Consider the following 17,169-nt stretch of genomic DNA (forward strand, 5'->3'; position numbering starts at 1 on the left):
ATGATGTGGAAATATGTGATTATGACTTTAATGAAGAAACTAAGAAATCACAGAAATCTTTCGTATAAGATCTTTTACAAGGAGCCACCATTAAATCCGCAAAGTCTTCGACTTTTTGGACATCGGCATCACGGCGATTAATCGCTGAGATTAAGGCTTTCGCAGTAAAACAGATCGGCCCGGGCATATGCGCTTTGTAATCGATATAGAAAGAGCGGCTCTTAGTGTAAACATCATAATCGAAAGCATAAAAGTAGATTGGTTTTTTTAACATGCAAGCTTCAAAGAGCACGGCACTGTAATCGGTAATAATGGCATCCGCCGCATAAAAGAATTCCAAAGAACTAAACTTTGTATCCACGATGACACGGGGATCGCTAATCGTAAACTTAGTTAACGGATGTAATTTGATCACGAGCTCATAACGGGTAAAGTTAACCTGCTCAATAAGTGCTTCGATCGCTTCTTTGAGATGATCGTGCGTCTTTCTGAACGTTGGCGCATACACTAAGATTTCCTTATGGGTATGGCGTAAACGCGGATAAGCTGTTTCGATCTGGTTCATGATCTCTCTCGCATACGCTTTGTTGACTAATAAATCCGTTTTGGGCAAAGGATAGACTTTCATCTTACTTTTATCAACATCAAACGCTTCAGCGAAATAAGGCAGCGCGGCGACGGATGAGGTCAACACATACGTGTAATGGCGATGCATTGACATCAGCTTGGCCATTTTCGAAGAGGAACCTTCCTGCTTATCTAAAATAGAATAGCCAAACTTTTTAAAAGCGCCTAAGGCATGCCACATTTGAATGACGACTAAGCTGTCGCGCTGTTTTAAGATGCTGATGGGAATACAGTAAGTATCAAGGATCACAGCCTTGCTGGTAGCAATATGATACATCTGATGAAACATATGGAAGATATAACCAATTTTAGAAAAGAGTCCTTGATGGATCATCTTCGCTAAGATCACATGCTTATACTCCGGATGATCCTGAATCATTTGTTCTTTAACCATCTCAAAATCTACTGGCGTCGTGTCCATTTGCCGCGAAATATAGGTAATTTTATTTTGGACTGGCAGGCATTTCATAAAAAAGAAAATGACATTGAGAAAACCAATCCCACATTTGACGATGATTGTCATAAATCCTGTCCTCCTAATAATGTATGGACAAACCGAGTGGTCGCATGACCGTCACACGATGACATAAAGTAATCAATAAACGCTGCTTTCTTCTTTTCATCAATCGTTCCTTCACGAATCGCCGTAATCAAATCTTCTTCATTTTTCACGACCGGGCCATAAGTATAAGACGAATAAGGATAGAAGAAATCACGTGAAGCGATATATTCTTCTAAATCATAGGCAAAGAAAATCGTCTTAATCGGTAATAAAGCCGCTTCAAAGATGACGGAAGAATAATCCGTAATCAAAATATCTGTGACCATTAAAAGATCATTGATTTCCCGACGGCTTGAGAGATCGATAAAGAAATGCGGATCGAGAATTTCTTTCATATGATTTTGTACAAAAGGATGCATTTTAATAATGCAGACATAGTCATCCCCTAACGCTTCCTGGAGATGTTTAAAATGGATATGATCATAATCATAATAGCCATTATAAACGTTATTACCACGGAAAGTCGGCGCAAAGAGAATGACTTTTTTCCCTTTTAGAAGAGGGAATTCTTCATAAAGAGAGGCGCGGATAGCCGCTTTCTGATCGTCATGAAAGAAGACATCACTGCGGGGAATACCAATAGGTAAAATCTTCTTTGGCTTCATATGAAAAGCTAAGGCATAGTCTTTCACAATCGCTGGTGAAGAGACAATCGCATGAGAATAATTGCGATGGGTTAAGGAATAGCGATCATCGCTATTGCCTTTACGCGCATAACCGACGGTTTTAAACGCCCCTAAAGCATGCCAGACCTGGATCAGCTGAGTCTTATGACGAAGCGGAATCGGATAAATGATCGGGCAGAAGTCATCGACAATAATGTAATGGGAGACGGCCATTTTATAGGCTAAGAGCTTCCGATCATGAAGCTCTCCTAAGGCCGTTTCAATGAGGTAATCATCGCGAATAGCCGAGGCAATGAACTCAAAGTTCCCATCTAAGCGGCTGCGTGACTGGGAAAGGAAAAGCACCTGCCGATTCATGACTTTATGATGCGTAGCGTAATAAATATAATAGACGATCAAATCAAGCTGCCTGAGGATCTGATAAATACGCTTTAAAAAACTGATCATGGCAATCTCCTTTCTACCTGCCTTCTAGTTTAATACATTTATCCTTTCTTTGTCCATGAAAAAAGATTGAGAAGTTCCCAATCTTTTAGATTTCCCATTTCATAACAGTCTTGAAATCATTATTGACATCATCTTCGAAAGCACGAATCATATCATCAATGGAATGAACGTAGACCATTTCTGAGACGATGGTTGATAAATATTCACGCACATCATCATTTTCTGACATTAAATCAACGCATTTTTTGAAATCGTCATAGTTAGAACGTGAGTTACCAAGTAATGTTAACCCTTTTTCTAAGACCATCCGCGTATTAATAGGGACTGGTTTTTCTGAAACCCCCATCAGGTTAATGGTTCCCTGTGGTTTGATATAATCAATGATCTGGTTAATCGCTGCTTCAGAGCCGCGGCCACCGACACATTCGAAGGCATGATCAATGACTAAGTCATCAGGAATGTCATCAACTAAGAAGGTCTTGTCCGCAAATGAGAAATAATCATTCTTATGTTCCTGAACCCCGAAAACATAAAGCTTAGCATTCGGGAATTTCTTACGTAAGATTAAGGCCGTAACGAAACCTACGTTGCCATTGCCCCAAATTCCGATCGTATCACGATTTTCATTGGCATGGGCATCAAAGTTTTCCACGGCATTCATGCCAACAGAACATAATTCTAATAAGACGGCTACGCTTGGATCATAATCAAATGGAATGATGAGATCACGACGCATCGAAACAACGTTCTGCATAAAACCATCAAAGCCTGACGCTCTAAATTTTGAGGAACGCAGATAGTTTTCTTTGATGACAGGATCTTTTTCATAAGGCGTATTAGGCACCATAACAACCTGAGTGCCAACTTTGTATTCTCCTTTTGGGTCATAAACAACTTCTCCAACCGCTTCATGAATTAAAGCCATTGGTAATTTCTGTTTCATGACGACTTCCCCACGTGAACCGGTATAGTAGCGTTCATCCGCTGCACAGATGGAAAGATATGTTGGTCTGATAATAACTCTTTCTTCATCAATGTTTAAATCAACGAAATCGGCACGAATCGATTTAGGGGCAATAAGACGGTAAACTGTATTAATCATTAGATATTCTGTCTTTCTACCAGACCATTAGCGACTTTTAAATCATATTGGGTAGTAATTTTCATATTATAACTTTCCCCACGAACTAAATGCACATCAGTGCCTTTCATAACTAAGGCTTTGCAGGCATCGGTTAAGATTTCTTTTTCATCTTCAGTCAAAGATTCAAAGAAGCTCTTTAATAATTTAATATTGAAAGACTGTGGTGTCTGACCCTGATACATTTCACTGCGGACAGGAATGTCAGTAATGATTTTCCCATCTTTAGAATGCACGATGGTATCGAATGCTTCGACAACCGTATCAGTTGCGCCATATTTTAAAGCCCCTTCAATATTATCATCGATAATCCGCTGGGTTAAGAATGGACGCACGGCATCATGGGTTAAGATGACATCATCATCGTTTAAGCCATAGTTATCTTCAATATATTTGATCCCATTCATAATGGTATCATTACGTGAAGCTCCGCCTGCAACAACGACGATTTTATCACGATTGGCAATATACTTCTTTAACGTATCGTTGGTATACGCCATCCATTTCTTAGGTGTACAGATGAGAATCTTTTCGACTTTTGTATTTAATAAAAACTGTTCAACAGTATGAATAAAGATTGGTTTATCTCCTAACATTAAAAACTGCTTTGGCATAGCTGTGTTACCCATACGAGTTCCTTTGCCGCCGGCAAGTATTTCTGCATAAATCATTGTATACTTCCTCCTTGAAAAGACATTTGTACAATAGCACACTTTTCCCTATTCGACAACCTTAATGATTATAAACAATGACATCACTTGTCATTGAAGTAATCGGCCAGGAAAGGTACTTTTTCGCTTCTTTTGGATCATTGACAATCCACACATCGACTTTTAAACCAGCATCTAAGACTTTCTGACAAAAATCTTTTTTGGCTTTTGATTTCTTGATCGAATAATTCCAGTGATGCGTGACAAGTAAATCAAGATCATCAAAATCCTCTTCTAAGATATACCACAATTCATGGCCTTGATTGATTTTTTCATAAGCGAGCAGATTCTCTTTGAGCGCTGATGTCACCCGCGCTTTCTTTCCTAAATGATGGGCATCAATCATATCTCTGATCGTCACTAATAAATCTTCGTTTTCACCGCATAAGGTTTCATCTTTTAACTCAATCATCGGCGCCGCATTGCTTTTTTCCATTAAAGTTAAGTATTCTTCAAATGTCGGCACTTGTAAATCAGAATATTCCTCATGATTTGTCCCGCCGATAAAAGGCAAAGCGCGGATTTCGTCAAACGTCAGTTCATTGACTGATTTCTCACTGTCTAACATCCGTTTCACTGATGATTTGTCATGGAATAAAACGAGCTGACGGTCTTTCGTAACCGCAATATCCGTTTCGACATAGTCGACCCCCGCATCCAAGGCTAACTGGAAGGAAGGCATCGTATTTTCTGGTGCTAACTTACGAAAACCGCGATGACCAGTAAAAGCTTTAATACCTCTTGGCACATCAATGACATCTAAGCCAATGCGTGCCAGTTTTCCGCAAGCATAAGCAAGAATCTCGCCATAGCCTTCTTTTAAGCCAGTGACTTGACCTTTTTCATCAACCCTTAAGATATCCGGATTATCACTGACATAGTGAATCGGCGCCTGCATCACGCCGCCTGGGCCAATGATCTTGGGTACAACAGAAATCGTTTCGTGAGGATGTAAACAGGTCGTTTTAAAATCTTTATAAGTCGGATGGGCAAAGACTTTACGGCCGGGATTATTAGGATTTTTAGCCATAAGATTTACCTCCTAAACAAAGTGGATATCAACGATATCCACTATTTCTTTAATAGTAATGTATCAATAATACGATCCGTTGAATGACCATCCGTATAACGGAAGTTCTTCTTCACAAATGGATCGACTTTTTCAAATTCGAAATCACGTTTTTCTAACGCTTTTAATAAATCTTCCGAAGTGCGGACAATCTTGCCTGGCACCATTTCTGAATACGGTTCATAGAAACCGCGATCTGCTTCATATTTCATGCGGTCAAAAGCATAGAAAAGCATTGGTTTTCTAAATAATGAGAATTCATAAATCACCGATGAATAATCAGTAATCAGCAAGTCCGTCACAAAAAGCATATCATTGATTTCTCTAAACGAAGAAGCATCAATGATAACATCCTTAAATTCATCAGGAATCGGTAAAGGTTCCCGGACAAAAGGATGCATCTTAATAAGCATAATCGACTGATGAGCTTTTAAATAAGCGCCGATCCCTTCAAAGTCTATCATATCCATCGGAAAAGAAGCGGTGCGGGCATTCACCCCGCGAAAAGTCGGAGCATACATAATGACTTCTTTCGCCCCTTTGATCTGCGGGAAGGATGCTAACACTTCCGGAATGACTTTCTTTTTATAGTTTTCATCAAAGAAGATGTCTGTACGCGGCACTCCTAAAGGCATAATTTTATGTTCTTCAATGCCGAATGCTTCGGCGTAATGGGCCGCCGCTAACTGTGATGAGACACACATTGCTGTGTAACATTTATGCACGCGGGTATCAAACGCGGGCGCACCGGGTTTGCCTAAACGCTCTAAGCCAACGGTTTTAAAGGCCCCGCAGGCATGCCATACCTGAATAATATCGGTATGCGGCGCATAGTCCACATGATAAAGCTCTGGCTGATAGTCATCACAAATGATGATATTGGCCATCGCTAATTTACGGGTGAACGAAAACTTATTGAAAAAAGAACGGCGGTCTTTGATATTTTCCTTGAAGGAAAAATCAATCTGAAACTGCTTGTCGACACCGCGTTCCACCATCCGGTTATAAATAAAGGCTTCATTCCCGCCTAATTCCTTCCGTGATGAAGAGGTAAAAAGCAGACGGTTACCGCCCGGTTTATTAAAACGCTTAAAGAAATTAAACGTTTTCACAAAGCCCCAGACGCTTAAATTATGCATTCGCTTTTTATGCGCTTTCTTCTTTTTCTGCAGCCAGGTTAATGGCACCGCCGGTTTCGAGTAATCGATTTTTAAGAAATAGGATAAGTTATCCTGATCGATTTTTGATTCGGCATGATAATAGTTTTTCGCACTTTTATCAAAATACGCATTGTACTGATTAGAAATATTGAAAGTTCGCTCGCCCATCGCTTCCACTAAAGAAGGAATCGGATAACTTTCATGGCTATGATCTTTGCCATCGATGGCGATGAGATACCAGTCGCCACTTGGCAGCGGTGTTTCATGATTGATCGACATCAGATTAAAAGAAAGGTGAAAATGCGTCCCGTCCCACGTAATCTTGGTTGGTTTTAAAATGGTATTGGTGATATAGTCACGTAAAACAAGGGCTTTCACCGTTAAGTGAGGATTCGTATTTTCCCCATCGATATGCACCATAATACGTTTTATAGCCACATTTTCAATAATAATACTTCTCGTTGAACGCATAGTTCCTCCTTATCTTGAACGCATAGTTCCTCCTTATCTTGAACGGATCGCCGCAAAGACTTTATCTAAAAATGAACGTTTAGAATTTTTGATAATACGACGAGCAAACTTACGATCACGTTCTTTCTTTTTCTCTTTACCTGATAAGCCATTATAGTAATCAACATATTCCGCGTAGCGATCACAGACTTCATCGATATCGCCATATTCTCTCAGCATCCCGCCTTCGATCCACATCGCGGTATCACAGAAGTCACGTACCTGTTTGAGGTTATGGGAAATGAAGATGATCGTTTTGCCTTGATCACGTAATTCTTTCATTTTTTCCAGACACTTAGCCGCAAAGCCTTTATCACCGACACTTAACGCTTCATCGACGATCATAATTTCTGGATCCAGACATAAGTTAATGGCAAAGCCTAAACGGGATTTCATACCACTCGAATACTTTTTCACGGGCTGATAGAGGAAGTCCCCGATTTCTGCGAAATCGATGACCCCCTGTTTAATTTTATCAATACGTCGTTTTGATAAACCTAACAAAGCCCCTTTCAGTTCGATATTTTCCATTCCGGTTAACTGCTGATTGAGACCCGTATTAATCGCGACTAAGGCCTGTGAGCCGTTAACGATCATTTCGCCTTCATCAGGATCGCAGATCCCCGCTAGGATAATCGACATGGTCGACTTCCCGGAACCGTTAGTACCTAAAATACCGACAACTTCACCTTTTTGCACAGTAAAGTTAAGATCTTTTAAGGCGTAAAACTTAACGCCTTCATCTTTTTTCTCTTTTCCTCGTAATTCGTATATTTTAGAAGCATGGCGCGCTTCAATTGCAATATTGGAATCCATTCGTCATCCTCCTAAATAAAGTCTACGAATTTGGCTTTAAACTTATACATCATCGTTGAGCCAAAGACAAATAAGAATGCGGTAATCACCCAAAAGGTCACCATCGAATATTTATAATACATAAACCCTTTATGGTAGAAGAAACAGTCACGATACCCTTCGACAATATAGTACACTGGATTCGTTAACATAATGCGCTGCAAGACCCCTGGTAATCGTTTGATATCCCATAAAATCGGAGTCATATACAGCAGCAGGCGCATCAATGCCAAAACGAGCTTACGCGTATCACGGGCTAACATATTGAGCACGGATGTGGTCATCGATAATGAAATGGTAAAGATGATCGCACAAACGCAGTAATAGACTAAACCTAACCAATGTAATGAAGGATAATAACCGCCACATGCAAGCAAGACTGTTAAAATGATCATTAGACAAAAATGATCAAAAAGCTTCGCAAAGATGACTGTTGCCGGTAATACACTGACCGGGAACTTCATTTTGGTAATGATATTGATCCTCTTGAAAATCGCATTGCAGCCATCAGTAATACAAGGTGAGATAAAAAACCAGCAGACCATGCCGCCCAGCATCCACCAGATATAGGTAATGCCATCGACATCCTTTCGATCAAAGACTAACCCGAAGACAAACCAGTACGTTAAACACTGGATCACCGGGTTGGCAAAGTTCCAGAATAAGCCGAGTTTGGAATCTCGCATATCCGCTAACACCTGATACTTCGCAATGGAATAAATACGAAAGAGGTTTTGAAAGTTCTCTTTCAGAACAAACTTACAAGCATCAATCATTTTCTTTCCTCCTAGACAAAATAATATTATTACTCCTTTTGCGAGTCATAATCAAGTTATTTATCTAACCAGGATTCATCACGTGGGTCTTTTTTCCAAGCCTGCAGTTTTTCTAAAGCATCATGAGAAACATAGTTATGGGCAATTGCCACTGGTAATAAAGTGTCATAATTAGATAACGTGACAAACTTGCAGTTGGCTTTCGCAAAGTTTTCCACGCTTGCTGGTAAACCGTAAGTAAAGATCGCAACTAAGCCTAACACTTCACAGCCAGCTTCACGCAGCGCTTCAACAACTTCCAAAGAAGAACCGCCTGTGGAAATCAAATCTTCCACAACAACAACCTTCATCCCTTTTTTAACAACACCTTCAATATTATTCTGACGGCCATGTGATTTGTGACTGCCGCGAACATACCCCATTGGCAGCCCTAAACGTTCAGCCACTAAAGCCGCATGCGCGATGCCAGCCGTTGATGTGCCTTCTAAGACTTCGACATCAGGGAAGTTTTCTTTAATTAAAGCAGCTAAGCCATCTTCGACATCATTTCGCACATTTGGATAAGATAAAGTCAAACGGTTATCACAATAAATTGGGGACTTAATTCCGGAAGCCCAGGTAAAAGGTTCTTCTGGTCTTAAAAAGACCGCTTTGATATCTAATAAATCTTTCGCAATTTTTTCTGCAGTGTTCATATTTCTACTCTCCTTCAAACTGTCTCACAACTTCTTTATAAGCAGCTACGGGATCCGCAGCGGCGGTGATGGAACGGCCCACCACAATATAACTTGAGGTTAACGCGCGCGCTTTCGCGGGCGTGGTTACACGTTTTTGATCATCGACATTATTGCCGGCTAAGCGAATTCCTGGGGTTACGGTTAAAAAATCTGTTCCTAAAGCGTCATGAATCGGTTTCGATTCTAGCGGCGAGCAGACCACGCCATCTAAACCAGCCGCCTGGGCATTTTTCGCTAAATGGACAACAACATCTTCTAACGGTTCATGAATACCTAATTCATTATCTAAGACATCCTGATCTAAAGATGTTAAACAAGTCACGGCAATACATAACGGACGTTTGTCATGTACTTTGCCTTCTTCTAAGCCTTCAATAGCCGCTTTCATCATGGCCACCGAGCCGCTGGCATGAACATTAACGATATCACAATCTAAACGGGCTAACTGCTTCATCGCCTGTTTCACAGTATGTGGAATATCATGTAACTTAAGATCTAAGAAAATCTTATGTCCTTTATCTTTGATCATCTTAATAATGGCTGGACCTTCGCCATAGAAAAGTTCCATGCCGACTTTGACATAGAGCGATTCTCCTGCGAATTTGTCTAAAAAATCAGCAACGGCCTGCTGGTCTTGAAAATCCAGCGCCACAATAACTTTATTTTCCATATGTTCCTCCGTTATTTCAGTTTGCCTTATTATATCATAGAAACGCTCTCATTAAATGATTTTCCATCGTTTTCCAACGTTTTTACATCGTGAAACGTTATTTTGTAGAAGACACCCTATCATTGTGATATACTTTTTGGCGAAGGAGAGAAAAAGATGAACAAAAAGTCAATCGTCAAGCAAGCTGGGATTCTTGCGATTGCGGGTATTATTGTCCGTATTATCGGGGTTTTATACCGCAGTCCGTTAACTGCGATGATTGGAGATGAAGGGAACGGCTATTATTCAACCGCTTATAATATTTATGCCATGATCCTGCTGATTTCCTCGTATTCCATCCCGACCGCCATATCAAAGCTTGTCAGTGAAAAAATCGCCCTGAAACAATATGCCAATGCGAAAAAAATCTTCAAGTGTGCGATTCTCTATATTACCGTCGTAGCTGGGGCTGCGGCCATCATTACTTTTATTTTAGCGCCATGGATCGTCGATCCCGGAGCTGTTTTTGCCTTAAGAATCTTATGCCCAACCATTTTCTTATCTGGTTTAGTGGGCGTTATGCGTGGTTATTTCCAGGCTTACAATACGACTCTTTATACGTCGGTCTCCCAGATCTTAGAGCAGATTTTTAATGCCATCGTCTCTGTTGGCGCGGCTTATTTCTTTATCCGCAGCATCGGCGCCGGTTTGCCTAAGTCTGTCTCCGCGCAGCTAGGGGCTGGCGGCTCGGCTTTAGGGACAGGCGCCGGGGTCATGATTGCCCTGATCTATTTATTCACGATGTTCTTGTCAAAACGTTCAAGTATGACAATGGAAACGGGCCATGACCATGCCGATAGTACAAAAGCTATTTTTAAAGCCATTTTAAATATTGTCACACCCATTATTATCGCGACTTGTGTTTATAACTTAGTCACCGTCGTCGATATGTCAATCTTCTATTCGATCATGAAATTCAAAGGCTTAGATCGCATTACCCGCGTTTCTACTTATGGTGTCTACGCCGGAAAATATACGGTCTTAATGAATGTCCCGGTCGCTTTAGCGAGTGCGATGTCAACCGCTTCGATTCCGGCTATTTCCGGAGCTTACGCCAAAAAAGATATAAAAGCTGTCCGCGCCGCTATTGAAAATGCCATTTCGGTATCAATGCTCGTCATTATCCCTTGCGCTGTCGGTTTAGCCGTTTTATCTTACCCGATCATGGGCGTGCTCTTCCCGCAGCGAGAAACTCTGATGCTCGCTTCCACGACTTTAAAAATTGGTGCGATCGCGACTGTATTCTATGGCATTTCCACAATTTCCAACGGGATTTTGCAGGCCTTAGGAATGCCTAATATTCCTTTGAAAAATGCCGTTGTGGCATTAATCGTCCATGTTGTTTTATTAAGCGTTTTATTATTAGGAATGCCGCATCGCTATTTACGTTATTCCCTTTATATGTTAGCGATTGGGACAACTGTTTATGCCTTCCAGATGTGTATTACCAATCAGAAAGCATTATTAAAAATCGTTGGCTTTAAATACAAATGGAAACGCGTCTTCGTTATTCCAACGATCGCTGCCCTGCTTATGGGCGTGGCGACTTACCTTGTCTATACGCTTTTATTCTCGCTCACCAGACGTGTCTTCCTGCCGCTCATGTTAGCGATTATGATTGCCATGGTCGTGTACTTTGGAATTATTTTATTCTTCTATAAAGATCATCCACAAGTACTTTACAATATTCCTGGCTTTGATAAAATCGCCCGTAAAGTATATAAAAAGTAAGAGATTGCTCTCTTACTTTTTTGTTTTGCGATCAATTAAGTCGCATAAATCTTTTACTGTTTTAATCGATAACAATTCATCATCTTCAAAAGTCGTACCGATTTCTTCTTCTAAGGCAAAGACTAAATCTACTAAGTCTAAGGAATCAATGCCTAAATCTTTGAAAGAAGAATCCATTGTCAATTCTTTACCGTTTAACTTATCCGCTAACGCTTCTTTAATTTTATCAAAATAGTCCATTTATTTCACCTCACAAAATAATTATACAAATCTCTCGCTGACAATCAAGAACAATACATAACCATGCCCACGATAAATTTTTCTCCCACAGCTTTTCGTTTCCGATATTAAGCTGCTTGTCTATCGTATTCCTAAGACTGTTCACTTTTTGTCATAAAATGTTTTAGCTTTTAAATAATGAAGGAATCTTTAAGATCCATGACCTCATCTTCACTTAAGCCGATGCTTTCTAAATACGCCTGCGCTGAGCCATAATGTTCATGCAGATAATCTAACATGATCATCATATAGCGTGGTGAAGACTGTAAGTAATCTTTTGCATCTTCATCCATCATCTTGTCTAACTCTTCATTGATTGATTCATTATTGGCATAAGATTCACTATAATCTTTCACGATATCATATTCATGACAACCTGCTAAATCTAATAATAACGCCGCAATAATGCCTGTTCTGTCTTTACCAGCCGAGCAGTGGAAAAGCACACAGTCATAAAGATGCTCTAAAAAGACCTTAAAAACCGCTTTGATCTGCTCTTTATGCGCTTCTAACGCATAAATATAAACACCGCCAAGATCGCGATATTCACGCACTTCATCAGGGACAACCTTGACCACCTGACTGTCCATCAGATTGATTTCAATATTTTCAAAACGATCATCTTGCGCAAGACGTGATTTCATGACACCTTTTTCAAAATCACTGCGTAAATCAATGACGACTCTAACGCCATAATCATAAAGCGTATCAAGATCATGATCCGTGCATAAGTATGGACCGCTTGCGCGAACATAGTGATGGGCCTTGGTATAGTGTCCATCCTGCGTTTCATAACCGCCCAAATCTCTGGTATTAGGCATATGTTCAAGTTCAATATAACGATCTTCTCTTGTCATGTATTGCATGTTTAATTCTCCTCGTACGGACGCACTCTTAAGGTGACACCTAAGCGATCACAAATCTTTTGACACTGCGCGATCTCTTCATCAGAAATCACGTGATCCACAACTGTTAAGACGACATGCGGAATGTAATCTTTACATTCCTTCGCAAAAGCGAGCATGTAATCCTGGGAATCAGGGCCAAATTTTGAGCGCGTCAATTTGTAGTATTCTTCTTTTGATGGGGTGTTTAAAGAAATTGAGACGGTATCAATGCGCCCTTTTAATTCTGGTATGATATCGCGGTTATGCACCTGATTGGCTAACCCAACAGTATTGACACGAATTGGTAAATCCGGACGGATACTTTTAATATAATCGGCCACCTGCATCAGATCATCGCTGCGGACTAACGGTTCGCCAAAACCACAGAAAATAACTTCTTTAAAATTGTTTAAGTCATATTTCTTAAACGCCGCTAAGATTTCTTCTAATGTCGGTTCGCGTTTTAACCATAAGGTATTGCTTTCGGCCATATGTTTTTTCGTGCGCAGACAAAACGTGCAGGAACATGGGCAGCGGTTGGTCGCATTGACATACACTTTAATGCCGCTTTGCATTTCCTCATCACTGATATTTTCTAAATTGACATATTGTCCACCGGGATGGACGGTATATAAAATGGTCATGTTTATTCCCCCAATTCACTTAAATATTCTTCAAATGCTAAACCATAAATATTCGGCACATTGTTTTTCTCACAATAACCGATACATTGACTTGTAAAGTCACAGGCTTTCTTGACTGATTCATAAAAGCTGTGCCCATTCATATAAGAACCGGCGATCACACTTGTGATCCCGTCACCGGTGCCGCTGCGATCTCCGCCAATACGTTTGACGATAATTTCAAAACAGTGACCGCGATCATAGATAAAGTTCTTGATCTGCCTTGAATTCATAATAATCCCAGTAATGACGATCATCTGCGGCCCTTTCGCAGCTAAGCGTTCGCACTTTTCTTTAAGCTCATCGCTATCTGGAACATGATCAGGATACGTTTCATTGAGTAATGAACAAAGCTCGGTTAAATTCGGCGTTAAAATATCCGCATACGGCACTAATTCCTTCATCTTATCCGCTAAGGCCGGCGTATAGGTTTTATAGAGGTGACCATAATCCCCCATCACCGGATCAACGATTACTAAAGTCTCTGCCCCTTTAAAATTTTTAAAGAAGTCAATGACAATATCAACCTGTTTTTCTGAACCGAGAAAGCCCGTCGCAATGCCGTCAAAAGTCAAATGAAGATCTTTATAGGTTTGTATATAGTTTTCCATCTTATCCGTATAATCATCAAAATAATAAATAGGAAATTGGGTATGGGTACTTAAAATCGCTGTGGGAATCGGCACTGCCTGAATTTTCATAACCGATAATATCGGCGCCATAATGGCAATCGAGCAGCGTCCAAAACCCGTGATATCATTAATCAGCGCCATCCGCTTCTGTCTCATGGTAACACCTGCCTTACTTTACCACAAATATGTATTATTTGCACATATTATGTTCTACCACTCATTATAGTGACCTTTCCCCTTTTTTACAACTGAATGCATTTTCAGTGCATCCGTTTTGTAATTTTGGTAAGATAAAAGTAGAGAAAAATCAAAGGAGTGATCATTATTATGAATTTTAAAAAAGTAGTGGTAGCCGGCGGCGGTGTCCTCGGCTCACAGATTGCCTACCAGAGTGCTTTCTGGGGGTTTGATGTAACAATTTGGCTGCGCTCAGAAGCATCGATCGGCCGTGCTACCCCTAAATTAGCACGTTTAAAAGACATCTATGTCGATACCTTAGAAGCGATGAAAACATCCACTGTTTATCCTCGCGGCTTCGCCACGGATAAATTAAGTGATGAAGAAATTGATGCGATGAAAGAAAGAGCCATCAAGGCGCATGATTCTTTAACCCTCACCACCAGCTATGAAGAAGCGTTTAAAGATGCTGACTTCGTCATTGAATGTATCGCTGAAGATCCTAAGCAGAAAATTGCTTTCTACACCGAAATGGCAAAATATCTGCCAGACAAGACGGTGATCGCCACCAACTCATCAACGATGCTGCCAAGCACGTTTGCGTCTTATACTGGCCGTCCAGAAAAATATTTAGCTTTACATTTCGCTAATGAAATCTGGAAAAACAATACGGCCGAAATCATGGGCCATGCCGGTACAGATTCAAAATATTACGATGAAGTCGTGGACTTTGCAAAAGCGATCCATATGGTACCATTATGCTTAAAGAAAGAGCAGCCTGGTTACATCCTTAATACGATGTTAGTGCCATTTTTAACAGCTGCTGAATACTTAGCAGCTAACGATGTGGCGGATCCAGAAACGATCGACAAAACCTGGATGCTCGGTACGGGGGCACCAGCTGGACCATTTAGAATTCTCGATATTGTCGGCTTAACAACAGCTTATAATATCGTCATCATGAAACCTGAAGCGAAAGATCCAAATTCTAATGCCGGCAAGATTGCGGCGATGTTAAAGAAATACATCGACGAAGGAAAAACCGGTATTAATGCCGGTGAAGGCTTCTATAAATACAAATAACACGAAAAGCTCCGTTTTGGGAGCTTTTTTCAACTGCTCCGGATACAATAAAGACAGGAGGAAGAAATTTTCTAGATAATCAAAAGACAAAGGTGTATCACTATATTGATGTGAAAAAGAAAATCAGAGATCATAATCATGGGCTAAAGATCAGTAAGCGTCTTTCCACCATTGTCGAATATGGGATTTTAGTACGTAATGAAACCTACACCGGCTTAGATGATGCCTATTACTGGCATACGCATAAGTAAACAAAAAAGTCGGAATGATCCGACTTTTTAGTATGCTCTGGCATAGTAGATAATATGTTTGGCTTTTTTCCCGCAGCAAGGACAAACGTCGTCCTCTTTCGCTTCGTTTGGTTCATAGCAGCGTGAAGTCGCCTGATAAGCCTCTTTGACTTTGACTTCGCAAGCATCATCACCACACCATGGCGTTTTAATATAACCGCCCACTGTGTCTAAGATCTTGCCAAATTCATCAAAGTTCGTAGATTCCGTAATGTGCGCTTTTAAATGTGCCTCAGCTTTGGCGTACATTTCATTATGAATTTGATCCATTAAGGCAATGATCTTTTCTGGTAATGCTTCATCGATCGTCATCGTATCTTTTACGCCATCATTACGCTTAGCAACGACGCAGACACCTTTTTCTAAGTCACGAGGACCGACTTCAATACGCACTGGAATACCGCGCATTTCCGCTTCTGAGAATTTCCATCCTGGAGATTTATCAGAATCATCGACTTTCACACGGATGCCTTTGGCTTTTAAGCTTTCACAGATTTTATTGGCTTGATCTAAAACCCCTGGCTTCTGTTGCTGGATTGGGACAATAACAACCTGCGTTGGTGCCACTCTTGGTGGTAATACTAACCCATTGTCATCACCATGAACCATGATGATCGCACCAAGTAAACGCGTTGAAGCACCCCATGACGTCTGGTAGATATATTTCTGCTTATTATCCTTATCCAGGAACTGAATACCGAAGGCTTTCGCAAAGCCCTGACCAAAGTAATGAGAAGTCCCCGACTGAAGCACTTTTCCATCATGCATTAATGCTTCGATGGTATATGTTTCTTCTGCCCCAGCGAATTTTTCTCGTTCGGTCTTACGTCCGGTGATCAGTGGAATCGCTAGTAAATCTTTACAAGTTTCTACATAAACATCACGCATCTGCAGTGTTTCTGCGCGTGCTTCTTCTTCCGTTGCATGAACTGTATGCCCTTCCTGCCAGAGGAATTCTGAACCTCTTAAAAATGGACGGGTCGTCTTTTCCCAGCGGACAACTGAGCACCACTGGTTGTATTTCTTTGGTAAGTCACGATACGATTTGACAATCTTCGCATAATGTTCACTAAAGAGTGTTTCACTGGTTGGACGCACGATCAGCGGATCTTCGAGTTCGTTTTGTCCGCCTCTGGTTACGACCGCGCATTCTGGTGCGAAACCTTCCACGTGATCTTTTTCTTTCTGTAATAATGATTCTGGAATTAACATTGGCATGTAGACATTTTCATGTCCTGTTTCCTTGAATCGGCGATCCATAAACTGCTGGATCTGTTCCCACATAGCATAGCCATATGGACGATAAATGATAAACCCTTTGACACTGGAATAATCCATTAATTCTGCTTTACGGCAGACATCGGTATACCACTGGGCAAAATCATCATCTCTTGATGTAATGGCATCATTTTTAATATTTTTGGCCATAATTGTACCCCTTTCTTAACGGTGTTATTATATACGAATTATTCAAAAAT

Annotated in this window: 18 protein-coding genes; 3 read left to right on the forward strand and 15 right to left on the reverse strand. The window is 40.7% G+C overall.

What is annotated here, in order from left to right; all coding sequences use genetic code 11:
* Positions 1–19: 19 nt before the first annotated feature.
* From SG0102_RS10880 to pyrF, 10 genes are all read right to left on the reverse strand, one after another.
* A complete protein-coding gene (locus SG0102_RS10880; protein ID WP_125119941.1) occupies positions 20–1,150 on the reverse strand; it encodes a CDP-glycerol glycerophosphotransferase family protein in 1,131 nt (376 codons plus the stop codon).
* Positions 1,147–2,262 (reverse strand): CDP-glycerol glycerophosphotransferase family protein, encoded by a 1,116-nt coding sequence (locus tag SG0102_RS10885; protein ID WP_125119942.1) that lies wholly within the window; start codon positions 2,260–2,262, stop codon positions 1,147–1,149. Before SG0102_RS10885 ends, SG0102_RS10880 begins: the two co-directional genes overlap by 4 nt.
* An 85-nt stretch (positions 2,263–2,347) precedes the next feature.
* Positions 2,348–3,364, reverse strand: a complete 1,017-nt coding sequence (locus tag SG0102_RS10890; RefSeq protein WP_125119943.1) for a zinc-binding dehydrogenase — start codon at positions 3,362–3,364, stop codon at positions 2,348–2,350.
* Positions 3,364–4,074, reverse strand: a complete 711-nt coding sequence (locus SG0102_RS10895; protein ID WP_125119944.1) for an IspD/TarI family cytidylyltransferase — start codon at positions 4,072–4,074, stop codon at positions 3,364–3,366. The genes SG0102_RS10890 and SG0102_RS10895 overlap by 1 nt, the downstream gene beginning before the upstream one ends.
* Before the next feature lie 61 nt (positions 4,075–4,135).
* Positions 4,136–5,143: a glycerophosphodiester phosphodiesterase gene (locus SG0102_RS10900; protein WP_125119945.1), complete on the reverse strand. Its 1,008-nt coding sequence runs from the start codon at positions 5,141–5,143 to the stop codon at positions 4,136–4,138.
* 41 nt (positions 5,144–5,184) lie between these two features.
* Positions 5,185–6,813: a CDP-glycerol glycerophosphotransferase family protein gene (locus SG0102_RS10905; RefSeq protein ID WP_125119946.1), complete on the reverse strand. Its 1,629-nt coding sequence runs from the start codon at positions 6,811–6,813 to the stop codon at positions 5,185–5,187.
* A gap of 33 nt (positions 6,814–6,846) precedes the next feature.
* Positions 6,847–7,668 (reverse strand): ABC transporter ATP-binding protein, encoded by an 822-nt coding sequence (locus SG0102_RS10910; protein ID WP_125119947.1) that lies wholly within the window; start codon positions 7,666–7,668, stop codon positions 6,847–6,849.
* 11 nt (positions 7,669–7,679) lie between these two features.
* On the reverse strand, positions 7,680–8,483 hold the full coding sequence (locus SG0102_RS10915) for an ABC transporter permease (RefSeq protein ID WP_125119948.1): 804 nt from the start codon (positions 8,481–8,483) through the stop codon (positions 7,680–7,682).
* A gap of 56 nt (positions 8,484–8,539) precedes the next feature.
* Complete coding sequence (gene pyrE / locus SG0102_RS10920) at positions 8,540–9,178, reverse strand: orotate phosphoribosyltransferase (protein ID WP_125119949.1); 639 nt, start codon at positions 9,176–9,178, stop codon at positions 8,540–8,542.
* A 4-nt stretch (positions 9,179–9,182) separates the two neighbouring features.
* Positions 9,183–9,890, reverse strand: a complete 708-nt coding sequence (pyrF, locus tag SG0102_RS10925) for an orotidine-5'-phosphate decarboxylase (protein ID WP_125119950.1) — start codon at positions 9,888–9,890, stop codon at positions 9,183–9,185.
* A gap of 156 nt (positions 9,891–10,046) precedes the next feature.
* Here pyrF and SG0102_RS10930 point away from each other — a divergent pair, with 156 nt between their 5' ends.
* Positions 10,047–11,660 (forward strand): putative polysaccharide biosynthesis protein, encoded by a 1,614-nt coding sequence (locus SG0102_RS10930; RefSeq protein ID WP_125119951.1) that lies wholly within the window; start codon positions 10,047–10,049, stop codon positions 11,658–11,660.
* A 12-nt stretch (positions 11,661–11,672) separates the two neighbouring features.
* Here SG0102_RS10930 and SG0102_RS10935 read toward each other — a convergent pair whose 3' ends face one another.
* The 4 genes from SG0102_RS10935 to SG0102_RS10950 form a co-directional block, all read right to left on the reverse strand.
* The gene (locus SG0102_RS10935) at positions 11,673–11,900 is read right to left on the reverse strand and encodes an acyl carrier protein (protein WP_125119952.1); all 228 of its coding nucleotides are present in this window, start codon (positions 11,898–11,900) and stop codon (positions 11,673–11,675) included.
* Between the two features lie 170 nt (positions 11,901–12,070).
* Positions 12,071–12,805 (reverse strand): tyrosine-protein phosphatase, encoded by a 735-nt coding sequence (locus tag SG0102_RS10940; protein WP_125119953.1) that lies wholly within the window; start codon positions 12,803–12,805, stop codon positions 12,071–12,073.
* Positions 12,806–12,807: 2 nt separating this feature from the next.
* Positions 12,808–13,470 (reverse strand): TatD family nuclease-associated radical SAM protein, encoded by a 663-nt coding sequence (locus tag SG0102_RS10945; protein WP_125119954.1) that lies wholly within the window; start codon positions 13,468–13,470, stop codon positions 12,808–12,810.
* A 2-nt stretch (positions 13,471–13,472) separates the two neighbouring features.
* Positions 13,473–14,297: a pyridoxamine kinase gene (locus SG0102_RS10950; protein WP_125119955.1), complete on the reverse strand. Its 825-nt coding sequence runs from the start codon at positions 14,295–14,297 to the stop codon at positions 13,473–13,475.
* A gap of 171 nt (positions 14,298–14,468) precedes the next feature.
* Between SG0102_RS10950 and SG0102_RS10955 the strand changes: the two genes are divergently transcribed.
* Both SG0102_RS10955 and SG0102_RS15380 read left to right on the forward strand, forming a co-directional pair.
* Positions 14,469–15,401 (forward strand): 3-hydroxyacyl-CoA dehydrogenase, encoded by a 933-nt coding sequence (locus SG0102_RS10955; RefSeq protein WP_125119956.1) that lies wholly within the window; start codon positions 14,469–14,471, stop codon positions 15,399–15,401.
* Between the two features lie 110 nt (positions 15,402–15,511).
* The gene (locus SG0102_RS15380) at positions 15,512–15,652 is read left to right on the forward strand and encodes a hypothetical protein (protein WP_157983032.1); all 141 of its coding nucleotides are present in this window, start codon (positions 15,512–15,514) and stop codon (positions 15,650–15,652) included.
* A 27-nt stretch (positions 15,653–15,679) separates the two neighbouring features.
* Here SG0102_RS15380 and proS read toward each other — a convergent pair whose 3' ends face one another.
* Positions 15,680–17,119: a proline--tRNA ligase gene (gene proS / locus SG0102_RS10960; protein WP_125119957.1), complete on the reverse strand. Its 1,440-nt coding sequence runs from the start codon at positions 17,117–17,119 to the stop codon at positions 15,680–15,682.
* Between the last annotated feature and the right edge of the window lie 50 nt (positions 17,120–17,169).

Source organism: Intestinibaculum porci (assembly GCF_003925875.1).
Taxonomy (GTDB): Bacteria; Bacillota_I; Bacilli_A; order Erysipelotrichales; family Coprobacillaceae; genus Intestinibaculum; species Intestinibaculum porci.